This is a genomic window from Qipengyuania pacifica (assembly GCF_019711555.1).
Classification (GTDB): domain Bacteria; phylum Pseudomonadota; class Alphaproteobacteria; order Sphingomonadales; family Sphingomonadaceae; genus Qipengyuania; species Qipengyuania pacifica.
Genome location: NZ_JAIGNQ010000001.1, coordinates 118,776 through 142,877, shown reverse-complemented (window position 1 = coordinate 142,877; position 24,102 = coordinate 118,776). Strand labels below are relative to the sequence as shown.

Sequence of the window (24,102 nt, the reverse complement as noted above, 5' to 3'; positions counted from 1 at the left end):
ATACATGGCAAGTTTTCGAATTGGATTATCGCCCGCGAAGCACGCATATGTACCCTAGCAAACGAAGGAGAGCGCGATGAGCAAGACGCCCGACGAGAAGATCATGATCCCGTATCTGCGCAAGCTGGTGCGCGAGCATCGCGCCCTCAACCGACTGATCGACACGACCAAGGCGATCGGCGCGCGCGACGATTTGAAATCGCTGAAGCGCCTGCGCCTGCGCCTCAAGGACAAGATCGTCGCACTACAGCGCCATTATTACGGTCGCAGCTTCGCTTAGCTGCGGCATAGGGCGGCGGTCCGTTCCCTCCCCCCCACACTTGACGGACCGTCGCCCGCTTTGATCATATGACCAGACAGACCCCCACGCAGCGCCTTCGCGCTTTCATCGCCAGCGAGAGTGCAGGCGGCATCGTGTTGATCGTTGCCGCCGCAATTGCGCTTGTCATCGCCAATTCAGCGCTGCTTGCCGGCTATCAGAGCCTGCTTGCCACGCCGGTGAATTTCACGGCGGGCGAACTCGTTTCCATCGACAAGCCATTGCTGCTGTGGATCAACGACGGCTTGATGGCGCTCTTCTTCTTCCTGATCGGCTTGGAAGTGAAGCGCGAGATCGTGACCGGTCAGCTGCAAAGCTGGAAGCAGGCATCCCTTCCGGTTTTTGCCGCGGTTGGCGGTATGGTCATTCCTGCGCTGGTATTCGTAGCCATCAACGCCGGTTCGCCGGACAATATTCGCGGCTGGGCCATTCCCGCCGCAACCGACATTGCCTTTGCGCTGGGTCTCCTCGCTCTGCTGGGCAGCAGGGTACCGGTCGCGCTGAAGGCGCTGCTGCTGGCCATCGCCATTATCGACGACATCGGTGCGATCGCGATCATCGCGCTGTTCTATACCGAAAACATGAACGTGGGCGCACTGGCGCTTGCACTGGTTCCGGCTGCGGGCATGCTGTTGCTCAACCGGGCCGGAGTGGCGCGAACCATTCCCTACTTCCTCCTCGGCGCCTTTCTTTGGGTCTGCGTGCTGAAGTCCGGCGTGCATGCTACTCTGGCGGGTGTCGTGACGGCCATGTTCGTCCCCATCGCGACAGGTGACGAACAGCCGCTCGAACGGCTGGAACACGCACTGCATCCCTGGGTCGCCTTCATGATCCTGCCGATCTTCGCCTTTGCCAATGCCGGCGTGTCGTTCGCCGGCGCCGGGCTGGAGGCGCTGTTTGCGCCGCTTTCGCTCGGCATTGCGGCAGGCCTTGTAGTCGGCAAGCAGATCGGCGTGTTCGGCGCATGCTGGCTGGCAGCGAAAACCAAGCTTGCATCCATGCCGCCCGAAGTGACCTGGCGCCATATCTATGGCCTGTCCTGTCTGGCCGGTATCGGCTTTACCATGAGCCTGTTCATCGGCGGCCTGGCCTTCATCGACCCGGACCAGATCGATGCGGTGAAAATGGGTGTGCTGGTCGGTTCCCTGATTTCGGCGGTGATCGGCATGACAGTGCTCGCCACCGCTCCGCGCGCCGCGACCAGACCTCTAAACGAGGTGCCGAGTGCCTGATTTCCTGCTGGCGTCATGGCTTGGCACCCCGGTCTGGTTCTGGGGCGCCTTTCTTGCAATCGTCGTCGTACTGACGGCCTTCGATCTCGGGTTCCTGCATAAGGAAGACCGGGAACTGGGCATTGCAGAAAGCCTGAAGCTGTCGGTCTTCTACATCACCGTGGCGCTGCTGTTCGGCGTGTGGGTGTGGTTCGAGCGCGGCGAGACCGCGGGTATGCAATATTTCACAGGCTTCTTCATCGAGAAGGCACTGTCGATCGACAACGTCTTCGTGATCAGCCTGATCTTCACCTATTTCGCCATCCCGGCGAAGTATCAGTACCGGGCGCTATTGTGGGGCATCATCGCGGTCATCATCCTGCGCGGCCTGATGATCGCCGGGGGCGCGGCCCTGCTGGCCGAAGCCTATTGGGTGCTGTACCTTTTCGCCGCCTTCCTGGTGTTCACCGGGATCAAGATGTTCTTCGCCGGCGACGAGCCGATGGATGTTGGAAGCAACCCCGTCGTCCTCTGGATCAGCCGTCACATGCGCGTGACGCCGGATCTGCACGGGCAGAAGTTCCTGGTGAAGGTGCAGGACGAGAAGACGGGCAAGATGGTCCGCGCGGCCACACCGCTGCTGCTGGCGCTGGTCGTCATCAATCTAGCCGATCTGGTGTTTGCCGTGGACAGCGTGCCGGCGATCTTCGCGATCACGACCGACACGTTTATCGTCTATACCAGCAACATCTTCGCCATTCTGGGGCTGCGGGCGCTCTATTTCGCGCTCGCCGCCATGATCCACCGCTTCCACTATCTGAAGTATGCGCTGGCAGCGATCCTGGTGTTCATCGGCAGCAAGATCTTCGTCACGGACTTCCTGATGGATGGCGAGAAATTCCCGGCCTGGATCAGCCTCGGCGTGACGTTCGTGCTCATCGCAGCGGGCGTGCTCTATTCGCTATGGAAGACGCGCGGGCACGAAGAGGCGGACTGGCCAGCAGAACCGGAAGACGAACCGCTCGCCTAGGTCGGGTGGCAGGCGTCAGGAGCGTTGGCCGTTCAGACCATCGCGTTGATCGCAAGACAAGTCGCCAGTCCTACCACGACATTCATGGGCGCACCGATCTTCAAGAAGTCGGCGAAGCGGTAATTGCCGGCGGCATAGACGATGGTGTTGGTCTGATAGCCCACGGGCGTTGCGAAGCTGGCCGATGCAGCGAACATTACCGCGAAGAGCAGCGGGCGCGGTTCGACCCCGAGATCGGTGGCGAGCGCCAGCACGATCGGGGTCATGATGACCGCGACAGCATTGTTGGTAACCGTTTCGGTCAGCACGGAGGTCAGCAGGTAGATCGCAAGCAACAGGTAAAGCGGCGACAGATTTGCGAGTAGCGGAAGGGCGGCATCGACGATCAGGTCGACGGTCCCTGCGCTTTCCAGACCCAGACCGACGGCAAGCATGCCAAAGATCAGCACGATGACATTGCCATCGATGCTGCGCCAGGCTTCTTCCGGATCGATGCAACGCGAGAGCAGCACGATAGCCACGCCCGTTATGGCCAGAAGTTCGATCGTCCATACGCCAAGGGCGGCGAGCACGATGATGCCCATCATCGTCACAACCGCGATCGGTGCGCGCAGGCGCCGGAACGGGCGCGTGTCCGGCGTGGAAATGTTGATCAGATTGATATTGTTTTCGATCGCGGCGATGCTGGCGGGACTGCCTTCGATCAGCAGATGATCGGCTGCGCGGATCCGCGCATCGGACAGGGTGGGGCCGGGGAAGTGCCGCGCGCGCGACAGGCCGAGAATGCGGGCTCCCGTCTTGGTGAGGAAGGGTACTTCCGAAAGCTTGCGGCCGAGGGTCGGATGGCTGGGCGAAATCGCGGCTTCGACGATACGGTTTTCATCCGATGCGGGTGCGGCACGCGCAGAAAGGCCGAGTTCTGACCCGCGCCCGGCGGCTAGCGACAGCATTTCGGCCTGATCGGCGGCGATCTGCATGATGTCGCCTTCCTCCACGATCAGCTCGTCGAGGTCGCTGCGCAGGATGGCGCCGCCGCGTTCCAGACCGACGAGGCGCAGCCCGGAGCGACCGAACTGGGAAAGATCGCCATAGGCCTTGCCGATATCCTTATCGTCTTGCGTCACGCGCAACTGGGTAAGGTAGCGCTCCTCCAGCGGTCGTCCGCTGTCGCGATCCGCGGCATCTGGCCGGTTGGGCAGAAGAAACCGCCCGCTGACGAGAAGAAAGAGGGTGCCGGTCAGTGCCGCGACCAGGCCCACGCCGGTCAGCTCGAATATGCCGAAGGGCGGTTGGCCGGAGCGTTGCGCCACGCCATCGACCAGAAGGTTCGTCGACGTGCCGATAAGCGTGAGCGTACCGCCGAGGATCGAGAGATAGGATAGCGGGATGAGGAGGCGGCTGGCCGTACTGCCCGCCAGTCCTGCGATCTTGCGAATGACCGGAACCAGGATGATCACGACCGGCGTATTGTTGACCAGCGAAGAGGCGAGGAAAGTACCGCCGAAGAGTTCCGTAATCGACCGGCGCGGATGACGTTCGGTCCGGCGTTCGGCGATGCTGGCCAGCGCCTCGACAACGCCGGTACGGATTAAAGCACCCGAGAGGATGAACATGGCCGCGATGGTGATAGGGGCGGGATTGGCGAAAACCTGTTCCATCTCGCTGCGCGGAAGATAGCCCAGCACCAGCATGACGGCCGCGCCGCCCACGGCGACGGTCACCGGCGGAAACCGTTCCGTGGCGAACAGAATGAACAGCCCGACCAACAGGCCGAGGCCGATCCAGGCCGAATAATCGGTAAGGAACGTTCCTAGCATCGGCGCCCCCTAGCAGGTCTTTGTCAGGGAGCCGAGTTGGAAAAGTCCCGGATTATGAAGGCGTTTCCACGGCCAGACCGCCGCCCAGCGCCACGAACAGCGACGTGCCGTTCTGCAGAAATGCGCGCTGGGTGGTGAGTAATTGCTGCTGCGCGGTGAAGAGGTTGCGTTCGGCATCCAGCACTTCGAGATAATCCGCTACACCTTCGCGGTAGCGCAGGCGTGCAAGCCGCGTAATGCGTTCCTGCGCGGCGACACCCTGCGTCAGCGCAGCCACCTGTTCGGCCAGCCAGCGGCGCCCGGCAAGAGCGTCGGATACTTCTCGGAAAGCTTCCTGCACGGTCTTTTCATAAACGGCGACCTGTTCCACTTCGCGCGCCTTGGCCAGATCCAGATCGGCTTCGCGGGCCCCCCAGTCGAAAATCGGCAGGGAGATCGATGGGCCGAACGACCAGGACAGCCCGTCGGAAGAAAAGAGGTTGTCGAGATCGTTGGACGAGAAACCGGCATTGCCAGTCAGGGAAATGGTCGGGAAGAAGGCTGCGCGCGTCGCGCCGATATTGGCGCGGGCTGCGCGAAGCTGCTCTTCCGCGGCGACGATATCCGGACGGACCAGCAGAAGGTCGGATGGCGTGCCGGGATCGAGCTCCATGCCGTTTTCCTGACCGCTCATCGGAAGGGCAACGGGGAGGTTCTCCGGCGTGGTTCCGCCGACGAGCACCGAGAGCTGGTTGCGCTGCTGGGCCTGCGACAGGCGCTGTGCGGCAAGTTGCTGTTCGGCCGTCGTCAGCAGCGTTTCGGACTGCCGGAAGGGCAGCGCGGAGGTGACGCCCGCATCGAGCCGGAGCCGGGCGATCCGGAGGCCTTCCTGGCGGCTTTCGAGGGTGGCCTGCGCCAGATCGATCTGCGCTTCGCTTTCGAGCAGGGCGAAATAGGTCGTCGCGACATCGGCGATGAGCGAGAGGTAGAACGCGCGCTGGTTAGCCTCGGCAGCCAGATACTGGGCGCGGGCAGCCTCCGACAGATTGGCGATGCGGCCCCAGAAATCGAGTTCGAAGGACGAAACGCCGACGCCCACGTCGTACCGATTGATGGTTACCGAACCGGGCGTACCGGGCGCGATCGAGCCAAGCGGGATGCGGCTGCGCGTTGCCGCGGCATCCGCCACGGCGGTGGGCAGGCGGCGGCTGTCCTGAATGCGGTACTGCGCCCGGGCCTGCTCGATCCGCGCAGTGGCGGCGACGAGATCGCGATTGTTCGCCACTGCGGTATCGATGAGCGAGACGAGCCGCGGGTCGTTGAACCATTCCCGATAGGACAGGGTCGAGGCGACCACCGTGCCATCCGGACGGAATTCCGGATCATAGGCGGGCGCGCTGGCGAGGGCGGGCCGTTCGTGATCGGGGGCAAGGTTCACACACCCAGCCAGTGCGAGCGCCATCAGGCTGGCAGATATCTTGCGGATCATGCGCCATCTCCTTCGAGTGTGCCGGCCGGCTTGGGCTGTCTTCCGCCGATCCGCGTGCGGATGAGCATGTAGAGGAGCGGGATGACGAAGATGCCGATCGCGGTCGCGGCGATCATTCCGCCCATCACGCCCGTGCCGACGGCGATGCGGCTGGCAGCGCCCGCGCCGGTGGAGATCACCAGCGGGACCATGCCGAGAATGAAGGCGAGCGAGGTCATGATGATCGGGCGCAGGCGCAATCTGGCAGCTGCCTTTACCGCTTCCATCGGGCTCTTGCCTTCGGCCTCTTCCTCGATCGCGAACTCGACGATCAGGATGGCGTTCTTCGCGGCAAGCCCGATGATCGTGATCAGCCCGACGTTGAAGTAAATGTCTGCCGACAGCCCCCGCAGCATGGTGAAGAGGACTGCGCCGAGAACACCCATCGGCACGATCAGCAGCACCGCAAAGGGGACCGCCCAGCTTTCATAGAGCGCCGCCAGGACGAGGAAGACGATGATGACCGACAGGCCGAGCAGCAGGCCGATCTGGCCGCCGGCCTGTTTTTCCTCGTAACTGATGCCGGTCCATTCGAACCCGATGCCTTCCGGCAACTGGCTGGCAAGCTGTTCCATCTCGGCCAGCGCGGCGCCCGACGATTCGCCCGGCGCGGCGGTTCCGGAAATGGTCATGGCCGGATAGCCGTTGTAGCGCGCAAGGCTGGGCGGGCCGGCCGTCCACTCGGCCATGGCGAAGGAACTGAACGGTACCAGTTCGCCCTGGGCATTCGGAATGCGCAGCGAAAGCACGTCTTCAGGTGTCATGCGGTGTTCGGCATCTGCCTGCACCAGCACCTGCAGCACGCGCCCGTCCCGGTTGAAATCGTTGGCGTAGGCCGAACCGAAATTGATCGACAGGGCATTGTTCACGTCGGTCATCGACAGGCCCATGGCACGGGCCTGAACCCGGTCCACTTCCACATGCAATTGCGGCGCGGGCGGCTGGTCTTCGGGGCGAAGATCGGCAAGCAGGCTGCTTTGCATCGCCATGCCAAGCATCTGATCGCGCGCTGCCGTCAGGGCTTCACGCCCTACACCGGCGCGGTCCTGCAGCTTCATGGTGAAGCCGCTGGCCTGTCCGAGCGACTGGATCGCGGGCGGCTGGATGGAGAAGACCATCGCATTGTCGATGCCCATGAAGGTGCCCATCGCACGGCCGACCAGCGCCTCCGCCGAACTTTCCGAGCCGCTGCGTTCGCTCCAATCCTTGAACGGGGTGAACATGATGGCATTGTTCTGACCCTGACCGAAGAAGCTGAAGCCGCGCACCACGACGACCCGTTCGACTTCTTCCTGCGAAGACCAGAAGCCTTCGACCGGGGCGATGGCTTCATCGAGCCGTTCCCGCGTGGACCCTGTAGGGGACTGCACAATCGTAATGGCAAAGCCCTGGTCTTCGGTCGGCAGGAAGCCGCCCGGCAAGCGGAAGAACAGCAATGCCGTGACAAGTGCCAGCATGAGGAAGACAGCCAGGCCGCGCATGGGCCGACCGAGAATGCGTTCATTGGTCCGCCCGTATTTTTCGGTCATGCGCCCGAACCAGCGGTTGAACTTTCCGAAGAAGCCACTGCTGCGCCGCCGCAATTGTTCGACACGGCCGCGCCATCCTTCTGGAATCGGTTCCTGCTCGGCGTGTTCGTCGATCTCGTGGGCGTCGTGGGCTTGGATGTCCTTGGTGCGCAGGAATGTGGCGCAGAGCGCCGGCGTCAGCGACAGAGCGAGGACGGCGGAGAAGAAGATGGAGATGGCCAGCGTGACCGAGAACTGGCGGTAAATGCCGCCTGTCGATCCGGGGAAGAAGGCCATCGGCACGAAGACTGCAACCAGCACCAGCGTGATCCCGATGATCGCACCGGTGATCTGATCCATCGCCTTGCGGGTCGCCTCGACAGGGCCGAGACCCTCCTCGCGCATGATGCGTTCGACGTTCTCGATCACGACGATGGCATCGTCGACCAGAATACCGATCGCCAGCACCATGCCGAACAGGGACAGCACGTTGATGGAAAAGCCGAACAGCCACAGGCCCAGACAGGCGCCTGCAAGCGCAATTGGCACTACCAATGTCGGTATCAGCGTAGCGCGCCAGTTCTGCAGGAACAGGAACATGACCAGGAAGACGAGGACCATGGCCTCGACCAGCGTCTTGACGACCTCTTCGACCGAGATCTGGACGAAGGGCGTGGTGTCGTAGGGAATCGACCAAGAGATGTCCTGCGGCAGGCCGTTGCCCAGTTCTTCCATCCGCTCCTTCACGCCTTCGGCGGTGGCCAGGGCATTGGCGCCGGTAGCGAGCTGGACGGCCATGCCCGCCATGGGCTGGCCGTCGAGAGTGGTGGAGGTGGCGTAGCTCTGCGCGCCGATTTCCACGCGTGCGACATCGCCCAGGCGAACGCTGGCACCCCCGCTATCCGCCCGCAGGATAATGCTGCGGAACTGTTCTTCGGTCTGGAAGCGGCTTTCCGTGGTAATCGTCGCCGTGATCTGCTGCCCTTCCTGCAATGGCAGGTCGCCGATCGCACCACCGGCCGTCTGGGCGTTCTGTTCGCGAATTGCCGACACGACTGCGCTGGGCGAGAGATTGTAGGAAGCCAGCTTTTCCGGATCGAGCCAGATACGCATCGCGTAGGCAGAGCCAAACAGCGTGACATCCCCGACGCCGGCGACGCGGCGCAGTTCATCGATCACCTGATTGGAGGCGATATTGCCCAGATCGGTCGTGTCCAGAGCGCCGGATTTGGACGTCAGCGCGACAATCATCAAGAAGCCGGAGTTCGCCTGACGGACGGTAATGCCCTGTCGCCGGACCTCCTCGGGCAAACGCGCCTCTACTGTGCTCAGGCGGTTCTGAACTTCGGTCTGGGCGATGTCGATATCAGTGCCGGCTTCGAAGGTTAGCGTGATCGAAGCCGTGCCGTTGGAGAGGCTGGACGAGGCCATGTAAAGGAAGCCTTCGACCCCGTTGAGCTGCTGCTCGATGACCTGGGTGACGTTCTGTTCAAGTGTGGATGCGTCGGCGCCCGGGTATACGACGTTGATCGCCAGAGACGGCGGCGCGACCTCGGGATATTGTTCGATCGGCAAGGCCCGCAGGGCGATGAATCCCGACAGGAGAATGGCGAGTGAGATGACCCACGCAAAGATGGGTCTGTCGATGAAATAGCGTGCCACGATCAGTCAGCCTTGGCCGTTGCTTTCGGGGCAGCCGCTGCGGGTTTGCGGCCGGTCGCGGCATTGGCGATCTGAACCGGCATGCCGGGCTGCAGTTTTTGCAGATTGGATACGATAACCCGATCGCCGGGCTTGAGCCCGCTTTTGATGACCCATTTTTCACCCACGAGTTCACCCAGTTTGACCGGGCGGACGGCAGCCTTGCCATCCTTGTCCACGATCATGACGGTGCCGCCATCGTCGGCCACGGTCACGGCGAGCTGGGGGATCGCGATGATGTTGGTCAACTTGCCTGCGAAGATACGCGCCTTCACGAACTCGCCCGACAGCAGCAATCCTTCAGGATTGGGGAATTCGGCGCGCAGCTGGACCGTGCCGGTGGCTTCGTCCACCGAGAAGTCGAGAAATTCGATCAGGCCCGGCGTGCCGTATTCGCTGCCGTCGGGAAGGGTCAGGCGCACTTCTACCGCATCGCCCGGCTGCAGGTCGAGCTCGCCGCTGGTTATGGCGCGCCTGATCTGGAGAACTTCCATGGCCGATTGCGAGAAGGAGACATAGATGGGGGAAATCTGTTCGACCCGCGTCATCAGAGTGCCTTCGGGCTGCGAAACCAGTGCGCCCTCCGTCACCACGGCGCGGCCGGCACGGCCCGCAATAGGGGCACGCACGGTCGTGTACCCCAACTGGAGCGATGCAGCGCGAAGCTGAGCCTGGATCTGCGCGACATTGGCATTGGCTTCACGTGCAGCAGCCTGGGCCGCGTCGAATTCCTGCCCGCTGATGGCGTTTTCCGCCACAAGGGGCCGGTATCGCGTAACGACGGCGTTGGCGTTCGCGGCCGTGGCGCGTGCCCGGTCGAGGCTAGCCTTGATCTGCGCGTAACTGGCCCTGAGTTCGGCCGGATCGATGCGGAACAGGGCCTGGCCCTCGCTGACATCCGTTCCTTCCTCATAGGTTCTTTGTTGCACGATGCCGGTGACACGGGCGCGCACTTCGGCAACCCGGACGGGCTGAACACGGCCGGGAAGTTCGATCACATTGTCGATATTCGTGGCGGATACCGTGATGGTCCGCACCGGAACGGCCTGTCCCTGCTGCGCAGTTTCCTGCGATCCGCAAGCGGCAGTCACGAGCCCTAGCACGAGCAGGAGCAGTGTCCGGTAAAACGACATGGAGTTCCCTCATTAAACGAATCACCGCCCCACCGACGGCTCGACAATTGCGCGCTTTGACATTTTCTATACAAATGTAAATTGACAATTTTGCATCATATGTCCATCTGCCTGCATGGAAGAGAGAGCATGCAAGATCGCTGCCGCTGGTTATGCGGTCATCAGCCAGTACGGCGTACGGCGGGCGACCATGAACGATATAGCCGAAGCGGCAGGCGTATCGCGGCAGACCGTCTATAACATATTTCCCAACCGCGAGGCCCTGTTGACCGGGGTCGTGCGATTTCATTTCAACTCGAAATGGGACGCCATCCTTACGCGTTGCTCCGCCGACCAGGACCGCAAGACCCGCTTTTCTATACTGCTCGACGAGATCGTGATCGAATCGTGGAAATCCATGCAGACGATGCCGCATGCTGACGAGCTCGAGCTGGAACTCGCCACCACCATCAAGGAAGAACTCGCCGACATCCATGTCGAGGCCCGTCGTAATCTGTGCGAATTTCTCCTGCCGTACGAAGCCGCGCTCGAAAGTCGCGGCATCACGGCCAAGGGGATGGGCGAAATGCTCCATCATTCGATCATGGGGCTGAAGCTGAGCACGACGACGTCGGAAGAAATCGAATCCGCGACGGCCACTATGCTGGCGTGCCTAATGGCTGTTACGGACGCACCGGCAACGGTCCAGTAAGCCTCACGCCACCAAATGCGAATCGCCATATACGATCTCGACAATACGTTGACGCGGCGGGCGACCTTTACGCCTTTCCTGATCTTTGCGGCCCGGCGCATCGCGCTATGGAGGCTGGCGCTGCTTCCGGTCTGGGTCGCAATGATGATCGCCTATCGCGCCGGGCTTTACGATCGAACGACACTCAAGACCGGCGGGATGAAGCTGATGGTCGGCAAGGTCGGGATTGCGACGTTGCAGGATGTCGGACGAGAGTTCGCCGATCGGCGCGTTGCCGATGATGGCTTGATGCCGGCGACACTCGCTCTGCTGGAGGAAGACCGCCGGCAGGGCGCGCGCATCGCCATTGCGACAGCAGCGTTCGAATTTTACGCGGCGGCCTTCGCCAAGCATCTCGATATCGACACCGTGATCGGCACGCGCTGGGATGGCCGCTCCATCGTGGGCGGCAATTGTTATGGCGAGACCAAGCTGGCGCGGGTCCGGGCATGGGCGGCGGAGCAAAATCACCAGCTGGAAGACGCAGAGTTCCGCTTTGTGAGCGACAGTTTCGCCGATGCGCCGCTGCTCGATCTGGCCTATGAGCCGATCTTCATCAGCGCAAGTTCTCGCAAGAGGGAAAAGGCCAAAGCGCGGGGCTGGCGGATAATCAGCGCCGACTGACCATGCCATCGAGGCGGCGAACGATCTCGGCCGCGTTCAACTCGAACCTCTCCTGCGAAAATCTGTTCAGCACCCGTTCGCGCGCCGCGCTTCCCATTGGGGCGAGGCTATGCGGAGTATTCAGCAATTCGCCCAGCGCCGCGGCCAGCGATTGCGCATCGGCAACCTCCACCACTCGCCCGATAGTGGGCGTGTCGACCGTAAGCGGCATTTCGCCGGTTTTCGAAACGATCACGGGCAGGCCCGCCTGCATGGCTTCATGCGCGGCGATACAGAAGCCTTCGCGGCGCGAGGGTTGAACATAGAGGTGCAACCCCGCCAGGAAATCGGCGCTCGTGTCGGAAAATCCCGCGAAGTCGAGCTGATCCACACCCCGGTCCGCCGCAAGGCTGCGCAGGCTAGCTTCGTCAGCCCCTTCCCCCGCGATCGCGACGCGGTAGGGCGGCATCGCTGGCGTGGCCGCCGCGTTCACCATGGCGAGGGCCTCGATCAGAATGTCGTAGCCCTTGTTGGGGTGAAGCCTGCCGAGGCTCCCGATCCGCAACGTTTCGCCGGCCTGCCACGGCCTGGCCTGGGGCGCATCGGGATCGGCGGCGAAGATCGGCCAGGTGACCAGCTTTTCTGCAGCTACTCCGAGACGGTCGAGAGTGAGGGTCGCCACCTGCGCGCTGTCCGCCACCCACAGATCGGCCGCATCCGCACGCCAGCGCAGGAGCCGCTCGTTCCAGGGCTTGAGAAAGGCGTTATGCTGCCAGCTCACCACCGGAATCCCCAGCCGTCTGCCCGCGATCTGGCCCAGCAGCGTCGCCCGCGTCAGCGAGGTCCAGATCGCATCCGCCCCCCATTCGCGGGCCTGTTCGCAGATCCAGCGATAGGCAGCGATCTGGTCGCTTTCGCCACCTTCGCGCACGAGCGGATCGATGCCAGCGGCTTGCAACCGTTCGATCGCGTGCCCGTTTCGCCGCGTGAGCGCGAGGACACGCACGCTTGCTCCCGCCTTTGCTAGTGCGGCGACGATCTTCGGCAGCGGGGTCTGCGCGCCGCCGCCCTCCATCGAATTGATGACGTAGGCTATCCGCATCATAAAGCGCCATTTCGCCGCGCAATGGCGGCGGCGATGGCATCGGCAGCGCGCTGGGATGCGGGCACTTCGGACAGCGCGAAAGTGTGTGCGATCAGTCGCTCCTGCTCGGCACGGTAACGCGACCCGATCTCGTCCCATCCGCCGATCGCCGATCCCAGATCGTTTACGCTCTCCACCCTTGGCCCGGTGCGCAGGAAGGGCAGCACCTCCTCGCCCTGCGACCCGAGAGCGGCGTTCGGATCCAGCAGGAATACCGGCCTTGGCCGCATGAGGAACTCGTAGATCTGGCTCGATGCATCGCCGATATAACCGTCCGCTGCGAGCATGTAGGACATGTCGAACAGGCGCGGGCCATCGGTGTCGATCAGAATATTGGGCGCCGCCAGCGCCTCGTCGGGGATGTCCGGGCGGACCCTGCCTACCTTGTATTCAGGGGAGATGTGGACCGACTTGCGGAACAGCATCACATGCGGTGCGAAGATCAGATTATAGGCCTGCCCCGCCTCGCTAACGAACCAGCGCAGCACGTCGGGCCCGGCATCGTACCAGCTCGACAGATGCGGATCGAAATGGGGGTTGTAGACGAAGGTGGGGCGACCGTTGCCGAAGAAATCGGGCTGCGCATCGAAATCGATGCCCTCGAACTTGGAATAACCGGTGACCTCGATTTTCGCCGCATCGACGCCATTGGCGACGAGCTGTTCCTTCAACTTCGGACCGGCAACGAGGCTGAGATCGAACTGGCGATGGTCGGGATGGAATGTGACGCTGCGATCCCCCGTCCCGTGGGGCACCCTGATGAACAGCGGTGCGTTGCCGGGGCGCAGCCGGCGTTTCACCCTCAGGCAGGTCCGCTCGGTCGAAACGACCGCGTCGCTCGCCTTGAACAGCGGCTGGTGCAGGCGAAGACGGGCGAGCCGCGTCACCGGGGCGATCTTGTCCAGCACACCGGTCGCGGCTGCGATGGGGCGGGGCAGGGCGAGTTCGTGCCAGTCCATGCGCGCGGCATCTTCTGGTCGGACAAGTCGTTCGATCTGCGCACGGACGGTCTGGCTGGCATAGGCGACCGTCGTCTCGACTTCGGGGTGATGCCGCGCCATAGCGCCGGCGATCGGCGCGAGGTGAGACACCTGATGCGCCGCATCGTGATTGAACAGGAAAACTGCCCGGGCCATAGGCGGCGCGGATAGGGCAACCGCCCGCCGATGCAAAGTGAATAGCCAGCGCCCGGCATTTGCGTAGAATGATCGCAGCCGCTACCGCATCGCCGACTATCGGCGCGCATGCCGCATTAGGATTGAGAATGACACTTGCGGCAATGGAGGAAGATCGAACCGGTCGGCACCGGCGCGGCGGTCTGCTCAACATCTTCAAGAATGTCGCCTGGCTGATGGGGGGCAAGGGCTTTGGGGCGATCTGCTCCATCGCCTATCTCGCCATTCTGTCGCGCTCGCTCGGTCTCAAGGACTTCGGTCACTTCTCGCTCATATTCGCGACCGGCCTTGCGCTTGTCGCCGTGGCGAGCTTCCAGACCTGGCAGACCGTCGTGAAGTTCGGCGCCGAACCGTCGCGCCTCAAGGACTGGCGCAGTTTCGGGCGGATCGTGTGGCTGTGCGGCGCCATCGATGTGTCCGGCGCGATGCTCGGCACGATGGTCGCCTTCGTCGTCTATTACGGCTTCGGGGAAGCGCTCTCGCTCAATCCCGAATTCATCGACATGGCTTTCTGGTTCAACGTCGCCCTGCTGTGGTCGCGGATGACGACGCCCAATGGCATCGTTCGCGTGCTCGACCGGTTCGATCTGGGCACCTATGTCGAAGCCGTGGTTCCTGCGGGCCGATTGATCGCTTCGCTGATCATCATTCTGGTCGGGCCGACCGTGGGGCGCTTTCTGTTCGCCTGGGCCTTCTTCGATCTGCTCACGGGATTGCTATACTGGGTGGTCGCCTGGCGCCTGGTGCCCAAGGCGCTCAATCGCGAAAACTTCGGCCATTTCCGCGAAACCGTGGCCACGCACCCCGATCTGCCCAAATTCTTCGGCATAACCTACGGAAGTTCGACGCTCGATGCGATCTACAAGCAGGGGCCGGTGCTCGCCGTCGGCTTGCTCTTGGGTACGAGCGCGGCCGGTCTCTACCGCCTCGCCGACCAGCTGGGTCAGGGCATCGGCAAGCTGTCGGGCATACTGACGCGCGCGATCTTTCCCGAATTCGCAGTCGCACGCACCACGCAGGCCATCGACATGTTCCGCAAGCTGGTGCGCCAGGTGTCACTTATTGCAGCGTTGAGCGGGGTCTGTGTCACTCTGGTCGCCATTTTCCTGGGCGAACCGCTGCTGATGCTGATCGGCGGCGATGCCTATATAGCCGGTGCGGCAGTGCTCATCCCTCTGGCCGTCGCGGCGTCGTTCGAACTCGCATCGGTCGCCTATGAGCCGATGCTCTATTCGACAGGACATGCCCAATATCCGCTGATGATCCGGCTGGCGGCCGTCGCCGTTCTGGGGGCAGGGATCATGCTGCTGTCACCGATGGGACCGATCGGCGTCGGTATCGCGGTAGCTTTCGGCATGGCCGTATTGTGGGTGCTGATGAGCGCGACCGTGTGGCATGTGATGCGCAGTCTGGTGAAGGCGGAGCAGGCCAAGTGACATCGGCACTGGTGCTGGCCGGCACGCGCGCCGGCGGCGATCCGCTTGCCGGACTGGAAGGCAAACCGCACAAGGCGCTCATAGAGATAGAGGGCAGGCCGCTGCTCGAGCGGGTCGTGGCGGCGCTGCGACTGGCCGGGATGGAGCGCATCGGTGTGTCATGCGACGAAGGACCTGTCGCAGACCTCGCCCGATTGCTGGAATGCGAGGTTGTGCCCACAGGGGCGGGGCCGAGTGAAAGTGCCGCAATCGGCTTTGCCCGGTTTGGCGCACCGCTCGTCCTGACTACTGCCGATCATGCCCTGCTGCGTCCGGAATGGGTACGCGAACTGGTGAATGGGACCCCAGACGATGCCGATCTCGGCGTCGCGCTGGCGAAACGGGATGACATCGAACGCGCTTTGCCGGGCAGCCGGCGAACCTATCTGCGGTTTGCCGACGGGGAATGGTCGGGCTGCAATCTGTTCTACCTGCGAACCTCCCGGGCCCAGCATGCCCTTGCGACGTGGAACAATGTCGAAAAAGATCGCAAGCGGCCATGGCGGATAGTCGGCAAGCTTGGGGTGTCCACGCTTGTCTCATATGCCTTGGGCCGTCTCGGTCTGGGCAATGGCATTGCGCAACTGGGGCGGCGGATCGGTATCGAGGCGCGGTTGGTTAGGGCTTCCGATGGGCTCGCTGCCGTCGATGTCGACAAGCTCCAGGACCTGGAAGATATCCGCGGCTTGCTGGCGCGATCCTCGGCCTAGTCGGATGGGGCGGGTCTGCCTGACCGCAGGCTACTGGATGCCCAGGATCAGGAAGGCGATCAGGATAAACCCGATCCCGATGAGCGCCACCGACAGCGTACGCCAGCGGCCCATGCCCTGCCACATGCCTTTAAAGCCCCGCCGGATCGCTACCCGGTCACCTCGCTCGCGTGCGATCCGCAGCGAATAGATGGCTGCCCCCGAAACGGACAGCGCCGTCATCGCCAGGCCGAACAGGAACCACACCAGCTTGGTCCAGTAGCCGCCGAAAGATCCGAAATGCAGCGGGTCTGCCATTTCTCCGATACGCTGGTGAAGGCTGAGATCGCGTCCATCGGTCGTCAGCAGCACCTCGTTCGTACTGGTGTCGATATAGACCGCGTTCGATCGGGGGCGGACCAGCACCGCTTCGAAATCGCCGTTGATCTGAAGTACCGCATTGTCGGTGGGCAAGGCTACCGCCTCCACGCGAAGGCCCGGATAGGCTGCGAGCGCGGCATCGATTGAAGTGCGCAAGTTTCCGCTGCCGGTCCGCTCGCTGGCGACGGCTTCGCGTTCTACCTTCGGTTGGGGCGGAGCCTGGCCGCCCAGGCTTTCAATGAAATACCAAACGCCGGTCAACGAAATCAGCGCGACGAACCACAGCGACCACACCCCTGCCAGGCGGTGAAAGTCGCCCCACCATGTACGGGCGTCGCGTTTGCGCAGCGGCTTGGCAAAGCCCCTCCACCACTTCTTGTACACGAAGAAGGACGTGACCAGGGTGATCAGCAACAGGAAGGCGAGCGATGTAACGATCGGCACGCCAAGCCACGTGGGCAAGTTGAGATGGCGGTGCATGTTCCTGAGCACACGCTGCGCGCCTGCCCAGGGGCCGGTTCCCTGAATTTCGCCGGTCGTGGGATGCGCGTGCAGGAAGAACAGCTCGCCATTCCTGTTCTCGACCGTGACCTTCGCTGCAAAGGCCGAAGCGGTTGGCGCGTTGATATATGTGACCTTGGAAACGCCGGGATATTCGGACGCATTCTCGGCGATGTCCGCCCAGGCGACCGGGCCTTCGACAGTGGATGGCGCAACCCGCAGGCTCGGCTGGAGGACCCAGTCGATTTCCGCACTCAATACCGCCAGCGTCCCGGTAAAGAGAATGAAGGTCATGAACAGGCTGAGCTTCAGCCCCGTCCACTGATGCACGACCCACCATATGCGCGCAGCCTTGGGCCTGGGCTTGGCCTTTTCGAGCGGGCGTACCCCGCTATCGAGCGTGCGCGCCATTTCCATCAGAAGCGGTAGCCGATTTCGAGAAAGGCCGAACGCGGCTCGCCGGGGAAGTGGCCGGTGCGCGAGATGAAACCCGACGCGGCGTAAGTCTTGTCGAACAGGTTGTCGACGCGCACCATCGCCCTGATCGGGCCGGTCTCGTAGATGAGCGAGGCGTCGAACACCATGTACGCATTGACCGGCTGGCCATCGATGCTCACGCGGCTCGATACGTAATCGCCGCCGACTGCCGCCGCCAGACCGAGCATGGGAAACTGGTATCGAGTCCAGAAGCCGAGCTGATGTTCCGGTGCGTTGGCGAAACGGTCACCTACAGCGTTCGAAAAGCCGCCACCGCCGTTGTCCGCCGTGATGCGGGTGTCGTTATAGCCATAGGCAACCGTGACTACCCAATCGGGCGTGATGTCCGCCGCCAGGTCGAACTCGATCCCTTTGCTGGTGATTTCGCCAATCGACACGAGATCGTCGACCCCGTCATCGCCGATATCGCCCCGCGGATCGGTCTGCAGGATATTCGTGCGCCGAATGCGATAGGCGGAAAGGGACGATTGTATGCGGCCGCCCATCAGCGCGGTCTTCAGTCCACCCTCGTAGATGTCGCCCTCGGTCGGTGCGAACGGGCCGCCGGCCAGCGGGTTCTGCGAACTCGCGCTCTGCGGCTCGAAACTGGTGGCATATTGCCCGAAGGCGGAAATATCGTCTGTGATGCGATAGACTGCACCTGCGCGATAGGTCGTTTCCTTGTCTTCGAACACCGTTCCGTCGGCATCGTCGCGGAAGCTGTCGCGGCGAATACCCCCGGTAAGTATGAGCCTGCCGATCGTGAGTTCGTTCAACAGGTAATAACCGGTGCGCGTCCCTTCGGTCAGCGTCACATTGAACGGCCCCTGCTCGTAGGTTGCAGGGTCGGACAGGCCGTATTGCGGATCGAACAGGCTGATGGGGTTGGGGAGGCCGGGTGTGGCCTGCGTTGTCCCGCGCAGCGAGCGGCCCTGGAAATACTGGTCCGAAATGAAATGGTCGAACCCGGCAAGCACACGGTTTCCGATCGTGTCGGATAGCTGCGTTGCCCAGACCGCATTGCCTCCGAACGACCAGGTTTCCTGCGTGCGCATCTGGTCGCGAAATTCGCGGATCGATGCATCGATCACGCCGTCCCCATCGGAATCGAACAGGCCGCGCGGCTCGTGATAGTTCTGCACCTCGACCGCATTGTTGTAGCGTGCCGTCGCATCGAGCGAGAGGCCATCGAACGGTTCGGCTTCGATGCGCATCTGGAACACATCGGATTCCAGATTCAGGAAATCGCCCGGCTCGTTGTGATTCCACCGCCGATCGGTGAGGAACTTGCCGTTATCGTCCACCGGCACACCGCGAATGCGGTTAGCGTCGAGCTCTTGGTCGTAGCGGGTCGCCTGGATGTCCACACGGATCGGACCGGGATCGAACGACACCCCGCCATCGGCAATCAGCGTGCGCGAAGCGGCATTGAACCGGAAGGTGCCGCGATCTTCGTAGAACAGGCCGCCACGTGCCGCAAAGCCTCGACCAAGCGGCACGTTGAGTTCGGCCGAACCGCCCCAGCGATCTTCGGTGCCGGCGATCGCCTTGACCTGACCTTCGAACCTGTCGGCCTGCGCTTTCTTGGTGATGTAGTTGAACAGGCCGCCCGGTGCGCCGGGGCCATAGAGCATTCCGCTCGGTCCCTTCAGGAATTCGACCCGCTGCACGTTGAACAGCTGCGGGACGGAAAATCCGGCATAGGGGTCGCCGCGCAGCCCGTCATAGAAGATTTCCTCCTGCCGGAAGCCGCGCGCCGTCACTCCGGCGTAGGAGAAGAAACTCACACCGGAGATGTTCCGATAGAGATCCTGTGCATCGCGTGCGCCCTGATCTTCGATCAACTGCTCCGTGATCGTCGTGATGACGAGGCTGGATTCGAGGGGCGGGGTGTCGAGCTTTCCCGAGCTGGTCTCTTCCACCCGGTACAGCTTCTGCGCGCGCCCGGTGACGACGATGGCATCCGCGTCGTCATGGGAAATGGCGCTCGCACCGTTCTGTGAGCCTGGGGCCGTTTGATGCTGTTCGACCGGCTCCGCTGCAGCCGGCGCATTACGCAGGGCTGCACCTGCCGCGCCGATCTGCGGGCCTTGACCTGCATCACGCTGTTTGACCTGTCCCGCTGCAGCTGGCGCATGAAGCGAAGCCACAGATGTCGCACGGTTGTGCGAGCTTAGGTTCGCTCCCGCCTGTTCGACCGGCTCTGCTGAAGCTGGCGCATGGAGCAAACCCGAAGCGGTCGCATCGATCTGCGGGCTTCGGTCCGCCTCACCCTGTTCGACCAGCTTCGCTGCAGCCGGCGCATGAAGCAAAGCCACAGCCGCCGCACCGATCGATAGATAACCCCTCACGAACACCCTCCTGCGAATCGTTCGCAAGCCGCCTAGGTGGATCGCATGGTGCCGTCAATGATAATGGCTCTCAATAGCAGGGATGCGCGCTCGCTATGACTGAGTTTGGATAGGATCGCCGGCCTGCCAGCACCCCGATTGAAGCCGGCCGCACGCAATCGAGCGGCGCATCCGCTGTCGACGCGGCGACGCGATCAACGCCATCCGATGGCTCCGCCGTCGGAGCCGATTGTCAGGGGGGATGGACTGTTTGGTGCGGTCGAGAAGACTCGAACTTCCACGGCCTTGCGGCCACAACGACCTCAACGTTGCGCGTCTACCAGTTCCGCCACGACCGCACACAGTCTGCTCGGGAGCGAATCCGCTTGGCGTCGCCCCCGTCGGTAGGAGCGCGCCACTAGCAGCGGTGCATCGCCCCGGCAAGCATCTTTATTGCGTGAAATGGAAACCTAGCGCGAAGCCCAGCCCACATCGGCGAAAACCGCCGATTTGGGCACGTCGGTTACCGCTTCATTGATCGTCAGATCCTCGCCTGGCGCAAGGCTCGACTGCGGCGGCTGGACGACCCAGCTGTAGACCTGCCGTTCGCGCTGATCGCGCAGCACGATCAGGATCGGCGGAATGGGCCGGGTTTCGCGCGCCGTGTTCTTGACGATGATCCGCGCTCCGAAAAATTCGGTGCCGTTGGGAAGCGTGCGTCGTTCCTGCTGCTCGACGGGGAACGACAGTTCGAGATCGGGTTGGGCAGCGCCGAACAGTGGACGCGTGACCGGCACCCATTCGGGCACGCCGACGTAATTGACCGCCACCACGGTCCCGAGGGCGATCACCGCAAAGATCGCTGCCGCCCAGGTCCACAGGCGATTGATGTTGAGCCGCCGCCTGAAGGGCGGGGCATGATCGAAACGCGAGGGACCACGTTCGTCTTCCGGCCTGGGGGGAGGAGGCAGATCGTCCTGCACATCGCCATAGGGCGGGGCAGTCTCGTCGAAATCGGGTCCATCCCGCGGTGGCATCTCCTCTGCTGCGGGAGCCCGATTTCCGCGATCCGCCACTGCGGGATCGGTATAGACCGCTGCGCTGGTACGGGGCGGCGAAGCCTTGGCCGGCGCGGGCGGCGGAGGGGGCGGTGCGGGTGAGGGCGCAGGAATATCCTGAACTGCCGCGAGCCGATCCGCATCGGGTCCATCCTGGAACCAGCTGTGCTTGCATTTCGCACAGCGCACGGTCCGCCCTTCGATACCGATAGCGCTGTCGGGAACGACGTAGCGCGTGGCACAGGCAGGACAGGCAATGATCATGATGACCCAAGCCTTAAGGTGCCATGCGAATCACGACAAGCGACAGGCCTGTTCGCAAAGCGCAAGAACCGCTTTTTTCCACATGCAAGCGTGGTTATAGGCTGTTTGCGACGATGGCGGGTGCTCCTTTTCTCTTTATCCCACTGGCCGGGCAGTGAGCATGGCCGAAGATGAGATCGTGCAATTCGACAATGTCGGCTTGCGTTACGGTACCGATCGCGAAGTGCTGTCCAACGTATCGTTCACTCTGTTTCCAGGCCGTTTCTATTTTCTCACAGGAGCCAGCGGGGCCGGCAAGACGTCTTTGCTCAAGCTGCTCTATCTCGCCCAGCGTCCCTCGCGCGGGGCGATCCGGATGTTCGGCACCGATGTGATCACGCTGCCGCGCGATCGTTTGCCCGCCTATCGCAGGCGCATGGGCGTGGTGTTCCAGGACTTCCGCCTGGTCGACCATCTGTCCGCCTTCGACAATGTCGCCCTGCCCCTGCGCGTTGCCGGCGTACGCGAAGCGGATTTGCAGGCGCCGGTTGCCGACATGCTGGAATGGGTCGGGCTCGCGCAGCGGGTCGATGCGCGGCCCGCCACTCTTTCGGGCGGCGAGCAGCAGCGTGTCGCGATTGCTCGCGCGGTAATCGGACGGCCCGACATGCTGGTGGCTGACGAGCCGACCGGAAACGTCGATCCCGAAATGGCGCTGAAGCTCATCCGCCTGTTCGAAGCGCTCAACCGGCTGGGCACCACCGTGGTGGTCGCGACCCACGATGTGCATTTGCTGCGCAAGGTTCCCGATTCGCTGATCATGCGGCTCGACAAGGGAATGCTGGCCGATCCGACCGGTGCCCTTCGCTATCCCCCGCGCCGGGTCGGGGCCGGTACATGACCAAGCCGCCGGCGCTCACCCGGGCTGTGGAACGCGGGCTCGCGCCCTTCCGTGGGCGCCGCGCCGCTCATCTGCTGCCCCGTGCACGGCTGGGCGGACCGATGCCCTGGGTCATCGCGATCATGGTGGCGCTGACCGTGCTTGCCGCGGGCGGTGGGCTGGCGCTGGACAATCTATCCGATCGGGCACGGGGCGATCTGGCGGGCAGTGCAACAGTGCAGATCGTCGAAGCCGATCCGCGCCAGCGCGACCGACAAGCGCAGGAGGCCGCCGCCATTTTGTCACAGGACGGCGCTGTCGAAGACCTCGAGATCGTGCCTCAGGCAACCGTCGAACAATTGCTCGAACCCTGGCTGGGTACCGACAACCCCCAGGATACCGTCCCTATCCCGGCATTGATCGATCTGCGGCTGGCCGACGACGCTGACGAGGCGACACTCGAACGGCTGCGCGACCTGCTGGCCGAGCGTGCGCCCGCCGCGCGTATCGATGCACAGGCGCAATGGCTTGCGCCGGTTCTGTCTGCATTGTCGGCACTGGGCTGGGCGGCATTGGGGCTGATCGGCATGCTGGCCTTCACCGGGGCAGCCGCGGTCTGGCTGGCAGCGCGCAATACGCTCGGCACCAATCGCGACACGATCGAGATCGTTCACTTGCTCGGCGGTAACGACGACCAAATCGCGCGGATCTTCCAGCGATCCATCCTTGCCGATGCGGCGGTCGGCGGAACGCTCGGCTTCGTGATCGGCGCTGCAGCGGTCTGGCTGATGGGCCTGCAGTTCTCGGCGCTCAATTCCGGCCTGGTTGCAGGGGGCGGGCTGCAAATGTCGGACTGGCTGGTCTTGGCACTTGTCCCCGTGGGGGCGGTTGTTCTAGCGGTGCTGACGGCGCGGTTCACCGTGCTTGCCACGCTCAGGAAAATTCTGTGATCCTCCGTTTCTTTGCCGCCGCTTTGCTGGTTTACGCATTCGGCTTCCTCGGTTTTGCCGTTTCGCTGCCAAAGCCCCTCGCGGGCGAGCCGACCGATGCCGTCATCGTACTGACCGGAGGTCCAGGCCGGATTGCGCGCGGCCTGTCGGTGGTGGATCAGGGGCTGGCGAAGGAAATGTTCGTGTCCGGTGTCGATCCCGAGGTTCGTCCCGCCGAATTTGCAGCTGAATTCGACGTGTCGCGCGGCACGATGGAATGCTGCGTAAAGCTCGGCTACCTTGCCGTGGACACGCGCACCAATGCGGGTGAAGCTGCCCAGTGGCTACGCGAAAACAAGTTTACCTCCGTCCGTCTGGTGACGACCGATTGGCACATGGCCCGCGCCAGCTCGGAATTCGAAGAAACGCTGCCACCCGACATCCGCGTAGTAGAGGATGCCGTCACGTCCCACCCCAGCCTGGCGACGCTGTTTCTGGAATATAACAAGCTGCTCGCCGCAGTGGTGTCGCAAGGCTTGCCGAGCTGATCCGTGATGCGCCTCATCCGCAATATCGCCTTTTACTTCGCTTTCTACATCGGCAGCCTGCTGATCACCTCCGCATCGCTTATCGCCCTGGCCTTCAGCGTCGAGGCCTTCCGTCGGCGCGTGCGCAATTGGGCACAGTGGCAGCGCTGGTGTCTGATCAATCTGCTCGGTTGCGAACTGGTATTGGAAGGCGCCCCGCTCGAAGAACCGGTGCTCTATGCGATCAAGCACGAGAGCTTCTTCGAGGCGATCGATGCGCCTGCCCTGTTCGACACGCCAAGCGTGTTCGCCAAGCAGGAACTCTTCAACATCCCGCTATGGGGCCGTGCCGCTGCGTCTTTCGGCCTAGTGCCTGTGGCCCGCGAGGCTGGCGCCAAAGCGCTAATGCAGATGATCCGATCGGCCAAGGCACTGGTTGCGGACGGACGCCCGCTGGTGATCTTCCCCGAAGGCACCCGCGTACCCCATGGTGAGGTACGCCCGCTGCAATCGGGCTTTGCCGGACTTTACAAGATGCTCGGCCTGCCAGTGGTCCCCGTCGCGGTGAATAGCGGGCCGGTCTACCACAAACGGCTGAAAAGGCCGGGCCGGATCATCTACCGCTTCGGTGAGCCGATCCCGCCGGGGCTGCCCCGTCCCGAGATCGAGAAACGCGTCCTCGCGGCAATTAACGCGCTCAATGAAGAGGGGCTCTGATATCGCGCCTTGATTGT

Annotated in this window: 20 protein-coding genes and 1 tRNA gene; 11 read left to right on the top strand and 10 right to left on the bottom strand. The window is 63.0% G+C overall.

Features of this window, described 5'->3' with window-relative positions; genetic code table 11:
* Positions 1-76: 76 nt before the first annotated feature.
* The 3 genes from K3177_RS00735 to K3177_RS00725 all read left to right on the top strand — a co-directional run bounded on the left by K3177_RS00735 (position 77) and on the right by K3177_RS00725 (position 2,560).
* Positions 77-280: an HP1242/YdcH family protein gene (locus K3177_RS00735; RefSeq protein WP_103022220.1), complete on the top strand. Its 204-nt coding sequence runs from the start codon at positions 77-79 to the stop codon at positions 278-280.
* 68 nt (positions 281-348) lie between these two features.
* Complete coding sequence (nhaA, locus tag K3177_RS00730; RefSeq protein WP_103022221.1) at positions 349-1,551, top strand: Na+/H+ antiporter NhaA; 1,203 nt, start codon at positions 349-351, stop codon at positions 1,549-1,551.
* Entirely contained in the window at positions 1,544-2,560 is a 1,017-nt protein-coding gene (locus K3177_RS00725; RefSeq protein WP_221596374.1) for a TerC family protein, read from the top strand. Before nhaA ends, K3177_RS00725 begins: the two co-directional genes overlap by 8 nt.
* A 32-nt stretch (positions 2,561-2,592) precedes the next feature.
* Here the strand turns inward: K3177_RS00725 and K3177_RS00720 are convergent, their stop codons facing one another.
* Genes K3177_RS00720 through K3177_RS00705 form a run of 4 tightly spaced genes read right to left on the bottom strand, consistent with a single transcriptional unit; the run spans position 2,593 to position 10,226 of the window.
* Positions 2,593-4,377: an SLC13 family permease gene (locus K3177_RS00720; RefSeq protein WP_221596372.1), complete on the bottom strand. Its 1,785-nt coding sequence runs from the start codon at positions 4,375-4,377 to the stop codon at positions 2,593-2,595.
* Between the two features lie 52 nt (positions 4,378-4,429).
* The gene (locus K3177_RS00715; RefSeq protein WP_221596370.1) at positions 4,430-5,845 is read right to left on the bottom strand and encodes an efflux transporter outer membrane subunit; all 1,416 of its coding nucleotides are present in this window, start codon (positions 5,843-5,845) and stop codon (positions 4,430-4,432) included.
* Complete coding sequence (locus tag K3177_RS00710) at positions 5,842-9,054, bottom strand: multidrug efflux RND transporter permease subunit (protein WP_221596368.1); 3,213 nt, start codon at positions 9,052-9,054, stop codon at positions 5,842-5,844. Before K3177_RS00710 ends, K3177_RS00715 begins: the two co-directional genes overlap by 4 nt.
* Positions 9,055-9,056: 2 nt before the next feature.
* Positions 9,057-10,226 (bottom strand): efflux RND transporter periplasmic adaptor subunit, encoded by a 1,170-nt coding sequence (locus K3177_RS00705; protein ID WP_103022226.1) that lies wholly within the window; start codon positions 10,224-10,226, stop codon positions 9,057-9,059.
* Positions 10,227-10,341: 115 nt separating this feature from the next.
* On the opposite strand from K3177_RS00705, the gene K3177_RS00700 reads away from it, so the two are divergent.
* Positions 10,342-10,917, top strand: coding sequence for a TetR/AcrR family transcriptional regulator (locus tag K3177_RS00700; RefSeq protein ID WP_221596366.1), 576 nt, complete (start codon positions 10,342-10,344; stop codon positions 10,915-10,917).
* A 15-nt stretch (positions 10,918-10,932) separates the two neighbouring features.
* A complete protein-coding gene (locus K3177_RS00695; RefSeq protein ID WP_221596364.1) occupies positions 10,933-11,580 on the top strand; it encodes an HAD family hydrolase in 648 nt (215 codons plus the stop codon).
* Here the strand turns inward: K3177_RS00695 and K3177_RS00690 are convergent.
* Both K3177_RS00690 and K3177_RS00685 read right to left on the bottom strand, forming a co-directional pair.
* Positions 11,567-12,664, bottom strand: coding sequence for a glycosyltransferase (locus K3177_RS00690; protein ID WP_345725329.1), 1,098 nt, complete (start codon positions 12,662-12,664; stop codon positions 11,567-11,569). The genes K3177_RS00695 and K3177_RS00690 overlap by 14 nt on opposite strands.
* The gene (locus K3177_RS00685; protein WP_221596362.1) at positions 12,661-13,839 is read right to left on the bottom strand and encodes a hypothetical protein; all 1,179 of its coding nucleotides are present in this window, start codon (positions 13,837-13,839) and stop codon (positions 12,661-12,663) included. Before K3177_RS00685 ends, K3177_RS00690 begins: the two co-directional genes overlap by 4 nt.
* Positions 13,840-13,967: 128 nt before the next feature.
* On the opposite strand from K3177_RS00685, the gene K3177_RS00680 reads away from it, so the two are divergent.
* A complete protein-coding gene (locus tag K3177_RS00680; RefSeq protein WP_247714180.1) occupies positions 13,968-15,314 on the top strand; it encodes a lipopolysaccharide biosynthesis protein in 1,347 nt (448 codons plus the stop codon).
* Positions 15,311-16,063, top strand: a complete 753-nt coding sequence (locus K3177_RS00675; RefSeq protein ID WP_221596360.1) for a nucleotidyltransferase family protein — start codon at positions 15,311-15,313, stop codon at positions 16,061-16,063. The genes K3177_RS00680 and K3177_RS00675 overlap by 4 nt, the downstream gene beginning before the upstream one ends.
* Positions 16,064-16,093: 30 nt before the next feature.
* Here the strand turns inward: K3177_RS00675 and K3177_RS00670 are convergent, their stop codons facing one another.
* The 4 genes from K3177_RS00670 to K3177_RS00655 form a co-directional block, all read right to left on the bottom strand.
* Positions 16,094-17,335, bottom strand: coding sequence for a PepSY-associated TM helix domain-containing protein (locus tag K3177_RS00670; protein WP_221596358.1), 1,242 nt, complete (start codon positions 17,333-17,335; stop codon positions 16,094-16,096).
* 5 nt (positions 17,336-17,340) lie between these two features.
* On the bottom strand, positions 17,341-19,752 hold the full coding sequence (locus K3177_RS00665) for a TonB-dependent siderophore receptor (protein WP_221596356.1): 2,412 nt from the start codon (positions 19,750-19,752) through the stop codon (positions 17,341-17,343).
* Positions 19,753-20,003: 251 nt separating this feature from the next.
* Positions 20,004-20,090, bottom strand: a tRNA-Leu gene (locus tag K3177_RS00660).
* 111 nt (positions 20,091-20,201) lie between these two features.
* Entirely contained in the window at positions 20,202-21,053 is an 852-nt protein-coding gene (locus tag K3177_RS00655; RefSeq protein WP_221596354.1) for a zinc-ribbon domain-containing protein, read from the bottom strand.
* Between the two features lie 160 nt (positions 21,054-21,213).
* Between K3177_RS00655 and ftsE the strand changes: the two genes are divergently transcribed.
* Genes ftsE through K3177_RS00635 form a run of 4 tightly spaced genes read left to right on the top strand, consistent with a single transcriptional unit; the run spans position 21,214 to position 24,085 of the window.
* Positions 21,214-21,933, top strand: a complete 720-nt coding sequence (gene ftsE, locus K3177_RS00650; protein ID WP_247714179.1) for a cell division ATP-binding protein FtsE — start codon at positions 21,214-21,216, stop codon at positions 21,931-21,933.
* Positions 21,930-22,862 (top strand): cell division protein FtsX, encoded by a 933-nt coding sequence (locus K3177_RS00645; RefSeq protein WP_221596350.1) that lies wholly within the window; start codon positions 21,930-21,932, stop codon positions 22,860-22,862. Before ftsE ends, K3177_RS00645 begins: the two co-directional genes overlap by 4 nt.
* A complete protein-coding gene (locus tag K3177_RS00640) occupies positions 22,859-23,389 on the top strand; it encodes a YdcF family protein (protein WP_221596347.1) in 531 nt (176 codons plus the stop codon). The genes K3177_RS00645 and K3177_RS00640 overlap by 4 nt, the downstream gene beginning before the upstream one ends.
* A 6-nt stretch (positions 23,390-23,395) precedes the next feature.
* The gene (locus tag K3177_RS00635; protein ID WP_221596346.1) at positions 23,396-24,085 is read left to right on the top strand and encodes a lysophospholipid acyltransferase family protein; all 690 of its coding nucleotides are present in this window, start codon (positions 23,396-23,398) and stop codon (positions 24,083-24,085) included.
* Positions 24,086-24,102 lie beyond the last annotated feature (17 nt).